Genomic DNA, 14,626 nt, shown 5'->3' with positions numbered 1-14,626 from the left:
ACATGTCCACCTTGATGCAGAAGGTGCGGAAGCTAAGGGGAATGCCGATTCAAGCGGCAGTGAAGATGATCGCTGGCAAGGCTGCTCGGGAGACAAAGCACGTCTATCGGCGGTATCGGATTCAATGGGCCCCATTGACGCTTCAGCCAGAGGCATTTCGTGCATTCCGAAGCACGAGTCGATTTCTATTCGATCCACAGGATCGAGAGCGTTATGTGAAGTTTCTTAGACATTCGGGACGTGAAGTGGAAATTATTCATGATGCCGATCGAATTTGTGCCCATCGGTTTGATTTGCTAGGTTCAGGGGAGCGGTACATAGGCGCATCGCTGCCGTGGCACGAGGATTTTAAGGCGGGATATCGGTTCCCGTCTTCGTTCTACAAACATTTGAAGATTGTTGATTTGGACAATGCTGCAGACGTGAAGATCCCTTGGGAACTGTCACGATGTCAGCATTTTTTTACGTTAGGCAAGGCCTATTGGTTGACGCAGGATGAGACGTATACGCTCGAGTTCCAAGCGGAGATCGAGGATTGGATTCGTCAGAACCCGGTCGAGATGAGCGTTAATTGGACATGTACGATGGATGTGGCCATCCGGGCGGTGAATTGGATCGCAGCGGTGTATTTTTTCCAAGATAGTCCGCTGTTGAGCGAATCATTCTGGAATCAGCTGAACGCCTCGCTCTATCGACATGGATTGTTCATTATGACGAATCTCGAGAATGAAGGGGAGCATACCGGGAATCACTATCTATCGAATCTGGCTGGACTGGTAGCGCTTGGGCTATATTTCGGAGATTTCGTGTTCGACACCAAGGAGTCCAGCTGGAATCATCCTCGGAATTGGCTCGAATACGGGTGCCGCGAAATGGAGCGGGAAATGTTCGTGCAAGTGAATCCCGACGGATCGAACTATGAGGCTTCGACCTCCTATCATCGATTAGTCGCGGAGCTGTTCCTGATCCCGACGATCTGGTGCGCGCGCAACGGCGTCACGTTCACGAAGGAATACGAGGCAAGACTTGCGAAAATGCATGATTTTATGTACCAGATCATGAAGCCGGATGGCCTGACGCCGCTAATCGGCGATGCGGATGATGGCAGACTGCTGATCGTATCGCGTTACGGCAGCTGGGTTCGGGATGATTTTCGCCATCTGCTCGCTGTCGCAGGAGAGTTCTTCGATCGAGATGATTTCCGTGATGCGGGCCGATTCGAACAAGAAGACGCGATGTGGATCGCAGGCGGTGTGAAGTCAAATGATGAGGCAAGAGTTCCGCTCCAATCTGTATCATTCCCTGATGGCGGATATTATGTGCTCCGAAATTCAAATGATTATTGCCTGATTCGCTGCGGCGATCTGTCGTTCCATGGACATGGAGCGCACAGTCATAATGATCAATTAAGTTTCGTGCTGCATGTCGCAGGCCAAAATCTTATTGTGGATCCAGGTTCCTATGTCTACACGGCGGATTACCGCATTCGTAATGTGTTCCGCAGCACGAAGGTGCATAATACCGTACAAGCAGACGGATATGAGCAGAATGACTTCGATGAGCGCAATCTATTCCTGATGCGCGAGCAGAGCTTCGCGCGCTGCGAAGACTTCCGAACGGACTATTTCGCCGGGAGCCACCAGGGGTATGTGCAGAAATGCGGCGTTATCCACCGGAGAGCATTCTTCTTACGTGAGGCCGAGCTCGAAATCGTGGATACGTTCGAACAGACCGAGGACGCAGGACGATCTATGCCACATCTCGTAGCCTCTTATATGTTATCACCGGAGGCCGAAGTAGAGCGGTGTGATGAAGAAATCCGGCTGCGGATTTGTGGTCAAGCGTTCGTGGTGCTGTTCGATGGTGCGGAGTCGATCGAGCTTCAAGATCAAGGGGTCTCGCGTCGGTATGGGATGCAAGTACCTAGCCGGCTGTTGCGGGTCAAAGGGAAGGAAGCAATGCTACGTACGATTATACGTTGGGGATGAAGTGGATTGAAGGGGCGATAATCTGTGAGTATAGCCAAAAAGATAGCAAAGAGAATATTAGCTTATGCACCATACCGTTATGTCAATATTGGACAGGAATTTTATCAATGGCGGAACAAATTTGAGCAGATGAAAGAGATGACAGCGGAGCAAATTCGCGAAGCACAATGGAATGCGCTGACCGAAACCGTGAAATACGCGTACGAGAACACTGATTTCTATCGCCATTTATATGATGAACACGGATTCCACCCTTCCGAACTGAAGAATGAGTCGGATTTGCAACGTATTCCTGTCATCAACAAAATGATGGTACGCGAAGGAGGTCAGTCTCTTGTATCGAAGCAATTCGATATTCGAAAGTTATCGACCGGTGCGACGAGCGGTACAACGGGGACATCGTTAACGCTGTACTATAATCGGGCCTTGGAGCAACGGGAGTGGGCAGCCACATGCTTCCTGTGGTCTGACGTTGGTTATGAGCCGGGTGAGGGGCGGATCGAGTTGCGCGGGATTGTCGAAGGAGATCAAGAATATGTGGTTGATCGCTTCCATCGCGTGATTCGTCTGAATGTATCGCGATTAACAGCGCAGAATATCCACCGGATGATGAAATTGATTCTGGACTCTGGTTATCGTTATCTACATGGGTATCCTTCCTCATTGAGTCTATTCGCGAAGCTGCTCTCGGAGTCAGGATTGAATCATAACTATCGGCCTGACGCGATACTCGTGGCTTCGGAAATGTTCCACGACCACCAGGAGCAAGCGATTCGGCACGTATTTCCAGGAGCTAAGCTGCATGTCCATTATGGTCAATCGGAACGGGTCATTATGGCGGGCCGCGTTGAACGATCCGCTTATCATTTTTTGCCGTTATACGGCTATGTCGAGCGTAATCCGGGGACGGGCGGGATTATTGGAACGTCTTTTATCAATCATGTCACCCCGTTCATTCGTTATGAACTATCTGATACCATACCGGAGTTCAGTCACCCGGCGGATCAGCCGAGTTACTTATTTCCTTCCATACCTTCGATTGATGGCCGTGTATCCGAAATTATGTACAAACCGAATGGAGATATGGTCTCCTCTGCATTGCTCGCCATCATGGTGAGGGGTTTCAAGACAATTACGGCTTGCCAATTCGTCCAGCGTCAGTACGACGAGATTGATGTGATCGTCGAATCGGTGCTCCCAGAGGAAGTCGTGATGGAAGAAATGCAGCTGCTGACACGTAAATTGGTTGAACTACTAACGGATGCTATGAACATATCGATACAGAAGGTAGAGCGAATTCCAAGGACGCCTGCCGGCAAGTTAAAATTCGTTGATGTGTGCATTGGAACGGCGAGGGGTGGGGGATGAAAGTTAACCTAATTGGTCCCATTCCGCCTCCACTGGGCGGCATTTCGATTCATCTTCGGAGGCTAGCAGGCATTTTGGAGCAACGGGGGATCTCTTATACCATTTATAATGAATCGAAAATCGATGTTCCGCTGCAGCATGTGCAGCCGATGAAGAGTTTCAAGCGCTTTATGCTCCAGATCCCTTTCTTGACGGGGGATCTTTTTCATTTCCATACGATTGATGTGAGGCTGCGAATCGCGCTTGGGTGTTATAAGCTGTTCGGCAAGAAAATAATCCTCACCGTTCATGGCGAGAGTCTAGCGGTTCAACTCCAGCAATCAGGCCCGATGAAGCGAAAGATGCTGCTTCGGAGTCTACGGTCAATCGATGCCATCATCTGCGTGAACGAGGCAACGACCCACATGCTGCTGGAGCTCGGTTTCCATCCGGAACGTGTCATGACACTACCTGCATATATCCATCCCGTAGAGCGCGATGAGGATACGAGGGCAATCCCCGCTCACGTCTATCAGTTCATGGAGAGTAAGGATATCGTGGTCAGTGCAAATGGGTATGTTCGATTCCATCAAGGTGAAGATCTCTACGGAATCGATCTCCTGATTGAAGTCGTACATGCTTTGCATCAGCGGGGGGTAGGGGTGAAGCTCCTATTTGCGGTAATGGGGGTAGCAGGGCAATCGCATGAAGAACGAAGTTATTATGACCAACTGAAAGAGCGAATCAAGAGTTACCAGCTCACGTCACGGATTCAATTCTATGAAGTGGTCGATACCGAGTTCTATCCGATTCTGAAGGTGAGCGATATCTTTATTCGTCCTACCGTGACGGATGGTTATGGCGTGACGATCGCAGAAGCATTGCATTATCGTGTTCCTTCCATTGCAAGCGACGTCTGTGCGAGACCAGCGGGTACGATTCTGTATGAGTCCCGATCCGTTTCGGACCTGACGATGAAAGTGCTGGATCTCATCGAGCGCTATTCGCAATGGAAAGATCAGTTAACGCATTGCGGAAATCAGGATTACGCCGACGAACTCATTGCGGTGTATACAAGGGTTGCCGGAAAAGGAAAACCGAGAAACATCGCGGTCACCGACATGCATGGACAATAAAAAGATGATCTCGAATGGCGTTGTCTATTTCTTCTCATCTCTATTCACGCAATCGGTGAATCTGGTTCTTATCCCGCTCTATACGAACAATCTAACGCAAGAGCAATATGGACAATTTGACTTAATTATGAGTGTCCAACAGCTGCTCATGCTCGGCATAACGCTCGGCGTATTCTCGGGAATGGTACGATTCTTTAATGAGTATGAGAATCGGCAGGAACTACGCAACACGGCATTAACTTTCTCGTTACTATGGGGAAGCATCTGCGTCTTGATCATTTGGCTGGTTAATCCGTTTATTTATCCGATGCTGTTCGATTCGATACCAGGATCGAACTTATTCCTACCTTTTGTCATTATGAGCTCGGTTCTTGTCTGTCTGAATTTAATCTATTCGAGTTACTACGCTATGCAATTTCAAGCTTTGAAATCGAGTGCGGTACAGATAGCGACGATCGTCACGACATTGTTGCTCGCGCTGTATTTTTTCCTAGTGCTCGATATGGGCATCATCGGGATTCTTCAGGCACAGCTATTCAGCAATTTAGCGGTGTTCATCGTGCTGTTCCTGATCCATCTGAAGAGCTTCAAGCTAAGATGGAAGCAAGATCAGCTTCGGAAGATGCTGAGTTATGGGACAGGTCTGATGCTAGGTGATATATCGGCATGGGTCCTGTCTTTAAGTGACCGATTTCTCATCCGTGGGTTTATGAACTTGTCTTCTGTCGCCGTGTATTCGATTGGTTACAAAATCGGCATGTTGATCAATCCGTTTTTTATTAATCCATTCACTTCGGTATTCACGCCATTTAAGTATAAGGTCTACAACGAAGAGAATGGACAAGAACGGATTGGGAAGATGTTCCGACTCTATAATTTCGTAGGCTGGTTATGCGTGCTTGGATTATCGTTGTTCGCCAATATTGGTGTCAGCTTGGTTGCAACAGAAGAATACCGCGATGCCAATTATGTCATCCCCATTATTGCTCTCTCTTATTTCTTGTCAGGAGCGATCGCATTTTACTCTCTGGGGCTGCATATTGCGAATAAAATGCGGCTTAACTCTGCCATTACGGTCATTGCTGCGCTAGTCAATATTTTGTGTAACATGCTTCTTATCCCCTGGATGGGGATCTATGGTTCCGCGCTATCGACGGTCATTGCTTACGTGATTTCGAATCTCCTGTTTTATCGTTTCGGTTCAAAGTATTATCCACTGCGATTAAGCCTGTGGGAGCCTTATAAGTATTTGGTAGTTTTTGTTCCGATCTATGGAATCCATGTTGTAGTCATGCAAATGTGGCCATCGCTGCTACTCGAACTGTTATTGAATGGGGTCTTATGTATCGTATTTGTCCTTGTTAGTCTATTCTGTAGTTTTATATCTCGAGATGAGCTTATGAATGTCCTGCAGCAAGTCATCCTTCGAAAGGTAAGAAAACTATCGTATAAAGGAGTACAGGCGAAATCATGAATACGACAATCATTACTGATGCGGAAGGGTTTAAACGTATTCAAGAGGATTGGGAACGATTGGAGCGGATTGATCTTAATACGTCCTATTATAGTACGTTTCAGTTTAATTATTCTTGGTGGGAGACGTTTGGTGGGGACGCGCGGCGCGAACTGTTCATCATTTGCTGTTATGAGGATAACAAACTGGTAGGCATTGCCCCGCTTATGATTCGCCGTTCAGGGTCAAGGCTGCTGGAGTGCGACACTTTATGCTTTATTGGAAAAGGGGACTATTTCACGTTCTTGGTCGATCCTGAAAGGGATTCGAAATTGAAGATTATGAAAGCTATGTTCCGTGTCATTGACGAACATGCTGCCAAATGGGATAAAGTCGAGCTTACGCATTTGGCTCAAGACACACAGCTTCTATACTATTTGTTGCGGCATGATCAGTACAATGAGCATGTCAAATATTTAACCGCCTGTCCGGTGATCCAGATGCTCGAATACGGAACGTTCGAACAGTTCACCACAACTTCAGAGTATCGAAAACTAAAGAAAACGCGAGATAAGTTTCGCAAGGAAGTCGGCTATACGTTCAGAGCGTTTGTTGGAAATGCGAACGAGGAGGTCTATGAGCGGGTAGCGACCATTCATAGACAGCAGCAGCAATTCATGCAGACGCAGAAGGGAAGAACAGAACGGCAGAGCTTATTTGAGAACAGGCAAAATGAAGACTTTCTGAAGCAAATGTTCAGTAGAAATAAGGAAGTCATAGTGTTCCTGCTGGAAGATGAGGCAGGTGAGGTTATTATCTATAGCATCAATTATTTGCATAATGGAACGCTGTATGATTGGAATGCCGGGTATGCACCGAAATATTCGTATTTTCATAGTCTCTCCAATGTACTGATGCTGGAGACGTTGCAATATGTGTTCGATCAGAAGTTAGGCGATCAAATTGATTTCGGTGCAGGTAGTTATGCTTGGAAGTTTAAGTGGACACGTCATTTTAAAGTGAACTATTCCTTTAAAATGTGGAACATGTCGAAGCACCGAGTGAAGTTCTATCGGTTATTCTCCAAGATGAGAGGCTTATGGGCGAGTGTGATCTATGGGGCAAGCGGACTGCCTGTCTCTAGTCAGCATATCATGGAAGTACAGGAAATCATTTTTTAAAAGGGGCTAAGAACTGAGCATGGATACGAAAATTATTACGGACGATGAAGGCTTCCGTCAACTGCAGGAAGATTGGGAACGGCTGGAGCAACAAGACCCGGATTCAACCTATTACAGCACCTTTCAATACAATTATGCTTGGTGGCAGGTCTATAAGAAGGTTGGCGATAAGAAGCTGTTCGTGATTTGCATATATCGCGATAACAGGGTTGTTGGCATCGCACCGCTTATGATTCGGCATCTTGAGAAAAAAGGCATGTCATACGACGTACTTTGCTTCCTAGGTAAGGGCGATTACCTGACGTTCATCTCGGAAAAGACCAATGAGTCGTCTGAACTGAAAGTTTATAAAGCTATCTTTGCGGCAATTGAAGATCATAAGGACGCTTGGGATAAATGCGAATTAACCCATTTATCTAATGGAACGCAGCTGCTATATTATCTGTTTCGACATGATAAATATAACCCGCAAGTCGGGTACCTGACATCTTGTCCAGTCCTTAAGCTCGGGGGGTTCGATAGCTTTCAGCATTTCGCTCAAGAGGGCGTCTACCCGAGAGCAAGGAAGACAAATGAGAAGTTCCGTAAAGAAGTGAATTACAAGTTGAAAGTATACTATGGAGATGATAATAAGGAGCTCTACCAGCGTGTATCTGAGGTTCATAAGTTAGAAAAAGAGTACCTCCGGACGCAGAAAGGAAGGATGGAGCGAAGAAGCATCTTTGATGATTGCCATAATGAAGAGTTTTTCAAGCGTTACTTCGAGGGAAACAAGCAAGTTGTAACGTTTATCCTCGAGGATGAAGCGGGTGAGATTATTATCTATCGCATTTGCTACTTGCACCGCGGAACGCTCTATGGATGGAACACGGGATATTCGCCGAAGTACTCTTATTTTCACAGTTTATCGGATGTATTAATGCTGGAGATGATCCAATATATCTTCGAGCATGGGATAGGGCACCAAATCGATTACGGAGCTGGAAGCTACCCATGGAAGTTCAAGTGGACGGATCAGTTTAAGGTGAACTACTCGTTTACGATGTGGAATTTATCCAAAAACAAGGTGAAAATCATTCGTTTTATGGCAAGGGTTCGAAAGGCTATTCATACGGTGAGGAGAAAGGGATATGCACATTGACAAGTGTAAATGGTATAACGATGCTGAATCGCCAGTATTATTCATGATTGATGATCTGGCGAATACGTGGGTCGATACCAATAATAATGGTCAGGTTGATTGGGGCGAGGACTGGGGTTACTTCAGAGATGAAGACCGGTCCTCGTTTCGTTTTCTGCAGGAGCGATTATTAGTGCATTTCCCTGATGTGAAAGTCACCTTCTTCGTGCCTGTTGGCGTGCGCGTCGGGATGATGGATCGTCCCCTGTTCAAGCAGGTATCGCTGCCGATCAATGCGGATGAAGCAAGCAAGGACTTTTTTCAGTCCATCCATCATCATCCTCGATTCGAAATTGCATATCATGGAACGACTCATGGCAAGGTTGGCTCTCGCGCTACAGATTTCATCCAAGAGTGGGAGCTCTTTAGAAGTGTAGAAGAGGCGGTTGAGCGGATTGGAGAAGGGATTGCCATCTATGAAGATGCCATCGGTGAGCGACCTCAAGGCGGCAAGTATTGCGGTTATATGAGCAATGAACATTCCGACGAGAGTATTAATCAGGCGGGCTTCACATGGTGGTGCCGGTACTGGAATCGCGGGAGCGAACACGGTGATCCGATCAGTGGACTAGATAAGAATCCGCTCACGAATTATGATGTGAAGCGATTCGCAAGTCAGGGCGTCATTGATATTCCATCCACGTTGGATGGTGGACTACTGCGGGGGGTATATCAAGCAGATATGTCGGTCAAAGGGATTGCCAAGCGTCTATTACGGAAGCCCATCGTTCGTTGGAAGCTGCGGGAAATTGATTATCTGTTAGAGCATCGTCTAGTCATTAGTATACAAGAACATATTGCACCCGCTCGGGATGATGGCCAGAGACAAAGTCCGAATATATTTGATGACTGTACGAGTCTTGTGGGGATCTTTCATTATTTAGAAGATAAAAAGGTATGGTACTGTACGGGGACGGAGCTCGCGAATTACGTGAACGTGCGAGATCATGTGCAGGTTGTCCTGTTAGAAGAGGATCGATTCATATTCGATCATGACACGAAGTATACAGGCCAAGAGATTACGCTGAAGTTCGAAGAGGTGCAGCCTTGTCGAATTCTCCTCCCAAATCTGCATGCGATCGATGTCGTGGCCGGGGTTGTTACTGTGCCTGTGCTGCAAGGGGAGTACACAATCTTAAAAGGTGGAGTCTAGATGAAGAAGGTCATCATCATTTCAGATTACATAGAAGGGCAGCCAGTGGTAGCTTCGGTTAGGTTTGCCGGCTTGATGCGTTATTTCCGAGAACATTATGAGCTCGTGTGCTTAAGCGATCGCAAATATGCTGTATCTGCGAGTAAATACGCAGGTGTGAACTATACCTATCAGACGGCGGAGAGTATGTTCACCCAGACGATGAATGGAGCAGTGAAGCCGAAGAAATCGTGGTGGCGAGCTCGTACGGAACAGTTACTGCGACAGAAATGGGTCATATCTTCTTGGCGCAATTACAAGTACAGCCAACATAAATTCAATCAATTGAATCAAGATTTATTCGAACAACTGGATGACATGCTGCGCAGTATGGAAGTAGCGGCTGTGTTCGTGACCATACCTGAAGTATACGGGCTCTACATTCTGGACTACATTAAGCGGAAGCGGCCTGACATCCCTGCCATCATAGAGATTCGAGACATTATTAATCATAACATCGGAGGAGGACAGCCAAGATTGACATATCGGCGTGCAGAGCAGAAACTTGCAGCGCTCGCTGACGGCGTTGTAGCGGTATCCCAAGGGATCTTAGATTACTATCAGCAAGACTATCGGCATCTGGATATTCGACTGATTCGTAATGGTTACGATGAGAATTATTTCAGCGCCTGTGCTTACCGTCCTATCGAACCCTCCGTGGAGCATTTAACTTTTGCACACATCGGTTCGATCTATAAGGGACGTAACATTCGAGCGTTTATCGAAGGGCTTAAATGCTTTCAGCATCAGACAGGGATCCAGATTACCCTCCAAATCGTAGGGCTGCTTGATGATCAAGCAGCAGAGGATATACATAGTGTTGAACTTTCAGGTTCCGGATTAACCATTGACATCGTGGGCAGTGTAGCGCACGAAAAAGCGGTGGAACTGCTCAAGCGTTCGGACATCGCTGTTATTCTGACCCATGTTCAAGGCAGTGATTATGCTATTCCGGGTAAAACTTTTGAATATATAGCCGCTTGCAAGCCGATTATTGCTGTGACGGAAGATCGGGAATTGATTCAGCTCGTTCAGGACCACTACGGGGAATGCGTACCGCATCGAAAAGAAGAGATTGCAGAAGGGTTAGCAAGAATCATGCAGAGAGAATATGATTTTTCGGAACGCAGCAGATTTTCAAGACAGTCCCAGGCGATGCAGATGATGGCGTTTATGGATAAGAAAATCAATACATTAACGAAATAAATCTAAGAAAAAGGGATGTAAGAGTATGGAAATGATAATTGCTTTGATATACGTGCTGCATCAGGTTATTTCACCTAACTTAGATCTCTTTTATCTTGTGAGCCTTCTGTTAATCGGAATAGATATCTTGAAGCAAAGAAAAGTAACATTAACTGCAGCCGGATATATCTATATGATTATTTTGTATGCACTGCTTCAAATGCTCCTAAATGATCATATTGAGATCCAGAGAATGATGGTTAATATCGCTAAAATATATTTAAATATTTTTCTGTTCTTGCGTGTGAGAGAACTGCTGCTGCCGCAAATAAGGTTAAAGAGAATCTTGGATTATATTTCGATGATGTATATGGGATTATTGGCGTTAGGGCTCGTGATGAAAACGAGCTTATTGTGGCGTTTGGACGATAATGTAAACATTTATCAAACACAACGTTTTTCATTACTGTATTTTGAGCCGAGTGAAGCCTCTTTTCATGTATGTATCGTTATTATGATGCTAATGTACTTTGTGTTGCGAGAGAAAGATTATAAGAAAAACCTGTTAAGTATATCTTTCATCGTTATAAATTTTGTCATAGTGATGCTGTCAGCTGGAATGGGAGGCATGCTAAGTTTAGGTCTTGCAATGACGGTCATGTATTATTGTTACTTAAGAGAGAGCATTACGATCCAAAGAGCATTAATGTTCATCATAGTTATCGTTGCTAGTGTAGCTACCACGCTCATAATCATTTTTAGCAATAGTAACTTATACTTGCGTTTGAATGATATTGTGAGCGGCAACGATGGTTCGGTTGTGTACCGGTTTAATACGAGTTTTCGTGTGATGGAGCAGATGCTACTAAACTCTAACTTTGTTGGCATTGGATTTGGCAATTTAAATACACCTGTGATTCAGAATGCTTATGCGAATGTTGGACTTGTCGAGGTCATTTCCAATTCATTTATGTATGCCGTGGCCGAAGGCGGGATGACGATGATGGTATTGCTTCTTGCTTTTCATTTTATCGTCCTCTGGAGAACGAATAAAGATGAGCGAATGCTGAAGTGGTCATTGTTTATTTTTATCGTAAGCTATCAGGTTGCAGGAGGTTATTTTACGAATCCTATGAATTGGATCATTTATGGATTGATTGCTAATAAGGTGTTTATGCGGCAAGATTTATTGCAGTTTAATTTTAGCCACACTCCATCGCTTGAGCCTATGAAAAAGTCTAATATATCGGAGATACAATCATGAGAATTTTACATGTTTCTTTAGGATTGCCCCCCTTTCGTACAGGAGGTTTGACAAAGTATAGTTATGACCTCATGAGAACACAGCTTGAGAAAGAGCATCAAGTCTATTTGTTGTATCCCGGCCGTTATATAATAAGAAGAAATACTACGATACGAGAAGAGAAGAACCATCAAGGTATTCAAGTGTTTGAAATCATTAATCCATTACCCGTATCTCTTCTTGGTGGGGTTAAACATCCCGCTTTATGGATTAAACCCGTTCAGTTAGAGGTATACTTATCATTTTTACAAGACATTAATCCCGATGTGATTCATCTCCATACTTTGATGGGAATACACAGAGAGTTAATTGAAGCAGCTAGAGCTTTGAATATTCGTGTAGTGTTTACATCGCATGATTATTATGGTATTTGCCCTCGTGTTAATTTAATCGATGCAACGGGGAATTTGTGTGATAATTATCTGCATGGCATTGGATGTGTAAGTTGTAATCAAGAAGCTTATAGTATGACTATGATTTATTTGATGCAGTCGAAAGTGTATAGGTTCTTTAAGAATAGCGAAGGAATAAAAGCAATACGCAAGAAAATCAAAAAAAGAATGCATTCCGATAAGGCTGCGAATGGCAGAATGTCAGATCCAACTAGGAGTTTTAATCGACATCAAGCAGCGCAATATGTTAATCTTCGCATGTACTACTTGGGGATGCTCAAGTTAATTGATTGGTTTCATTTTAATAGCACAATTGCGGAGCAAGAGTATAAAAAGTATGGGGAATGGAATGGTCAGGTTATTCCAATCCAGCACCGTGATATTCAGGACCGACGTTGTATAAGATACTTCGAACATACAGATAAGCCTTTACGCATTGCCTATTTAGGCCCGGTAGATCGCTACAAGGGCTTTTTTTTATTGCATCAGAGTTTAGAGCAGCTGAGGTTACAAGGGGAAATGAATTGGATCCTTCATGTATACGGGGATTCATCGGATGATGCGGATACGTATGATTCGTCCCGATACATTTTTCATGGTCGTTATCAATATCACGAATTGCAACAGATCTTTGATCAGGTCGATATTGTTGTTGTTCCTAGTATATGGAAAGAAACGTTCGGGTTTATTGGGCTTGAAGCGATGTCGTTTGGTGTCCCCGTGCTTGTCACAGATCAGGTAGGATGTAAAGATTTGATTCAAAATCGGATAAACGGACTTATTGTGCTTCCGGATATTTATGAACTAACCAACCGACTACGGGAAGTAATTCACTCAAGGGAGATTCTGAGAGAGATTAATCAAAATCTCGTCTGTATGGATTTGCGATTTTCGATGTATGAACATGTTGAACAATTAATGAAGGGCTATACTGGTTTGGAGGTTGGTGTTGTTAAATGAAGAAGCAGCATGTATTTATCATTGGATCAAAGGGTATCCCTGCAAAGTATGGTGGATTTGAGACATTTGTGGATCGGTTGACAGAAAGAAGACAAAATCAAGACATTCAATATCATGTAGCGTGCCTTTCGGATGAGGGTGGGGAGTTCCAATATCAACAAGCGAGGTGCTTCCGTATAAAGGTCCCATCTATAGGGAGTGCTAGAGCGGTATTATATGACATTTTGAGCTTGCGGGCATGTATTCAATATATTAAGAAGCATCAATTGTATAATAGCGTAATATATATCTTGGCCTGTCGAATAGGGCCTTTTTTTTATGCCTATAAAAAGCAATTGATGGCCATGGGAGTTCAGGTATATGTAAATCCAGATGGTCATGAGTGGAAAAGAGGAAAGTGGAACAGATGGATTAAACAATATTGGAAATTATCAGAACGACTAATGGTAAAACATGCCGATCTTCTCGTTTGCGATTCCAAAGGCATCGAGCAATATATTCATAAAGATTATGCGCAATATCATCCTACTACTACATTTATTGCCTATGGGGCAGATGTTGAACGATCGGATATAGCGAATCATGATGCGAATCTCGTTCAGTGGATGGATCGATATCAAATTTGGCCCAATGATTATTATCTAATCATTGGTCGGTTTGTTCCTGAGAATAATTATGAATTCATGATCGCCGAATTTATGAAGTCAAAGTCGAAAAAGAATCTTGTAATTATTACGAATGTTGAGCATAACAAATTTTATGAAGAGCTGCGTATTAAAACAAATTTTGAACAAGATGATCGAATTAAGTTTGTCGGTACCGTGTATGATCAAGCGTTGCTTAAGAAGATCCGGGAGCTTGCTTATGGTTACATTCATGGACACGAAGTTGGAGGAACAAATCCGTCTTTGCTGGAGGCGCTAGCATCTACGAAGATTAACTTACTGTTGAATGTTATCTTTAATCGAGAAGTGGGTGAGGATGGGGCTGTTTACTTTACCAAAGAGCAAGGTTCACTGACTACTCTGGTTCATCATGTTGAGCGGTATACGGTAGATATGGTGGCGCAGCTTGAATATTTAGCAAAAGAAAGGATATACAACGAATATTCGTGGGAGAAAATTGTCAAAAAGTATGAATCATTATTTATGCAAGACGATGCCGTCCAACTCGATCAAATATCAAGTTGGGAACAGAATGATACTATGGCACTCTCGGAAAGTCGGCAGCATGATGTAACAATGACTGGATTAAAATCATATAAATCAATATAAGACTATAACCGATAACCACTTATCTGAATACTATG

Annotated in this window: 11 protein-coding genes; all 11 read left to right on the top strand. The window is 44.4% G+C overall.

Annotated elements, in window-relative coordinates; all coding sequences use genetic code 11:
• The first annotated feature begins 2 nt into the window (after positions 1-2).
• From GCU39_RS19990 to cps2T, 11 genes are read left to right on the top strand one after another with little or no spacing between them, the layout of a single operon-like run.
• Positions 3-1,988 (top strand): heparinase II/III family protein, encoded by a 1,986-nt coding sequence (locus GCU39_RS19990; protein WP_152395120.1) that lies wholly within the window; start codon positions 3-5, stop codon positions 1,986-1,988.
• A 24-nt stretch (positions 1,989-2,012) separates the two neighbouring features.
• The gene (locus GCU39_RS19985) at positions 2,013-3,356 is read left to right on the top strand and encodes a hypothetical protein (RefSeq protein ID WP_152395119.1); all 1,344 of its coding nucleotides are present in this window, start codon (positions 2,013-2,015) and stop codon (positions 3,354-3,356) included.
• A complete protein-coding gene (locus GCU39_RS19980) occupies positions 3,353-4,471 on the top strand; it encodes a glycosyltransferase family 4 protein (RefSeq protein ID WP_152395118.1) in 1,119 nt (372 codons plus the stop codon). Before GCU39_RS19985 ends, GCU39_RS19980 begins: the two co-directional genes overlap by 4 nt.
• Positions 4,461-5,945 carry a lipopolysaccharide biosynthesis protein gene (locus tag GCU39_RS19975; protein ID WP_152395117.1) on the top strand — a complete coding sequence of 495 codons (1,485 nt, stop codon included), beginning with the start codon at positions 4,461-4,463 and terminating at the stop codon, positions 5,943-5,945. Before GCU39_RS19980 ends, GCU39_RS19975 begins: the two co-directional genes overlap by 11 nt.
• Positions 5,942-7,105, top strand: coding sequence for a GNAT family N-acetyltransferase (locus GCU39_RS19970; RefSeq protein WP_152395116.1), 1,164 nt, complete (start codon positions 5,942-5,944; stop codon positions 7,103-7,105). The genes GCU39_RS19975 and GCU39_RS19970 overlap by 4 nt, the downstream gene beginning before the upstream one ends.
• A 19-nt stretch (positions 7,106-7,124) precedes the next feature.
• Positions 7,125-8,246, top strand: a complete 1,122-nt coding sequence (locus GCU39_RS19965; protein WP_152395115.1) for a GNAT family N-acetyltransferase — start codon at positions 7,125-7,127, stop codon at positions 8,244-8,246.
• Positions 8,236-9,438: a polysaccharide deacetylase family protein gene (locus tag GCU39_RS19960; RefSeq protein WP_152395114.1), complete on the top strand. Its 1,203-nt coding sequence runs from the start codon at positions 8,236-8,238 to the stop codon at positions 9,436-9,438. The genes GCU39_RS19965 and GCU39_RS19960 overlap by 11 nt, the downstream gene beginning before the upstream one ends.
• Positions 9,439-10,683, top strand: a complete 1,245-nt coding sequence (locus GCU39_RS19955) for a glycosyltransferase (RefSeq protein WP_152395113.1) — start codon at positions 9,439-9,441, stop codon at positions 10,681-10,683. It abuts the gene before it with no gap.
• Positions 10,684-10,708: 25 nt separating this feature from the next.
• A complete protein-coding gene (locus GCU39_RS19950; protein WP_152395112.1) occupies positions 10,709-11,926 on the top strand; it encodes an O-antigen ligase family protein in 1,218 nt (405 codons plus the stop codon).
• The gene (locus GCU39_RS19945; protein WP_152395111.1) at positions 11,923-13,317 is read left to right on the top strand and encodes a glycosyltransferase; all 1,395 of its coding nucleotides are present in this window, start codon (positions 11,923-11,925) and stop codon (positions 13,315-13,317) included. The genes GCU39_RS19950 and GCU39_RS19945 overlap by 4 nt, the downstream gene beginning before the upstream one ends.
• A complete protein-coding gene (gene cps2T / locus GCU39_RS19940; protein ID WP_152395110.1) occupies positions 13,314-14,591 on the top strand; it encodes a beta 1-4 rhamnosyltransferase Cps2T in 1,278 nt (425 codons plus the stop codon). The genes GCU39_RS19945 and cps2T overlap by 4 nt, the downstream gene beginning before the upstream one ends.
• Positions 14,592-14,626 lie beyond the last annotated feature (35 nt).

This window comes from Paenibacillus guangzhouensis (assembly GCF_009363075.1).
GTDB classification, from domain to species: domain Bacteria; phylum Bacillota; class Bacilli; order Paenibacillales; family Paenibacillaceae; genus Paenibacillus_K; species Paenibacillus_K guangzhouensis.
This window is presented reverse-complemented; position numbering and strand designations above follow the sequence as displayed.

Coding starts and splice junctions, on each gene's coding strand:
- GCU39_RS19990 (WP_152395120.1), top strand. CDS start 3: ATGTCCACCTTGATGCAGAAGGTGCGGAAGCTAAGGGGAATGCCGATT.
- GCU39_RS19980 (WP_152395118.1), top strand. CDS start 3,353: ATGAAAGTTAACCTAATTGGTCCCATTCCGCCTCCACTGGGCGGCATT.
- GCU39_RS19975 (WP_152395117.1), top strand. CDS start 4,461: ATGGACAATAAAAAGATGATCTCGAATGGCGTTGTCTATTTCTTCTCA.
- GCU39_RS19970 (WP_152395116.1), top strand. CDS start 5,942: ATGAATACGACAATCATTACTGATGCGGAAGGGTTTAAACGTATTCAA.
- GCU39_RS19965 (WP_152395115.1), top strand. CDS start 7,125: ATGGATACGAAAATTATTACGGACGATGAAGGCTTCCGTCAACTGCAG.
- GCU39_RS19960 (WP_152395114.1), top strand. CDS start 8,236: ATGCACATTGACAAGTGTAAATGGTATAACGATGCTGAATCGCCAGTA.
- GCU39_RS19955 (WP_152395113.1), top strand. CDS start 9,439: ATGAAGAAGGTCATCATCATTTCAGATTACATAGAAGGGCAGCCAGTG.
- GCU39_RS19950 (WP_152395112.1), top strand. CDS start 10,709: ATGGAAATGATAATTGCTTTGATATACGTGCTGCATCAGGTTATTTCA.
- GCU39_RS19945 (WP_152395111.1), top strand. CDS start 11,923: ATGAGAATTTTACATGTTTCTTTAGGATTGCCCCCCTTTCGTACAGGA.
- cps2T (WP_152395110.1), top strand. CDS start 13,314: ATGAAGAAGCAGCATGTATTTATCATTGGATCAAAGGGTATCCCTGCA.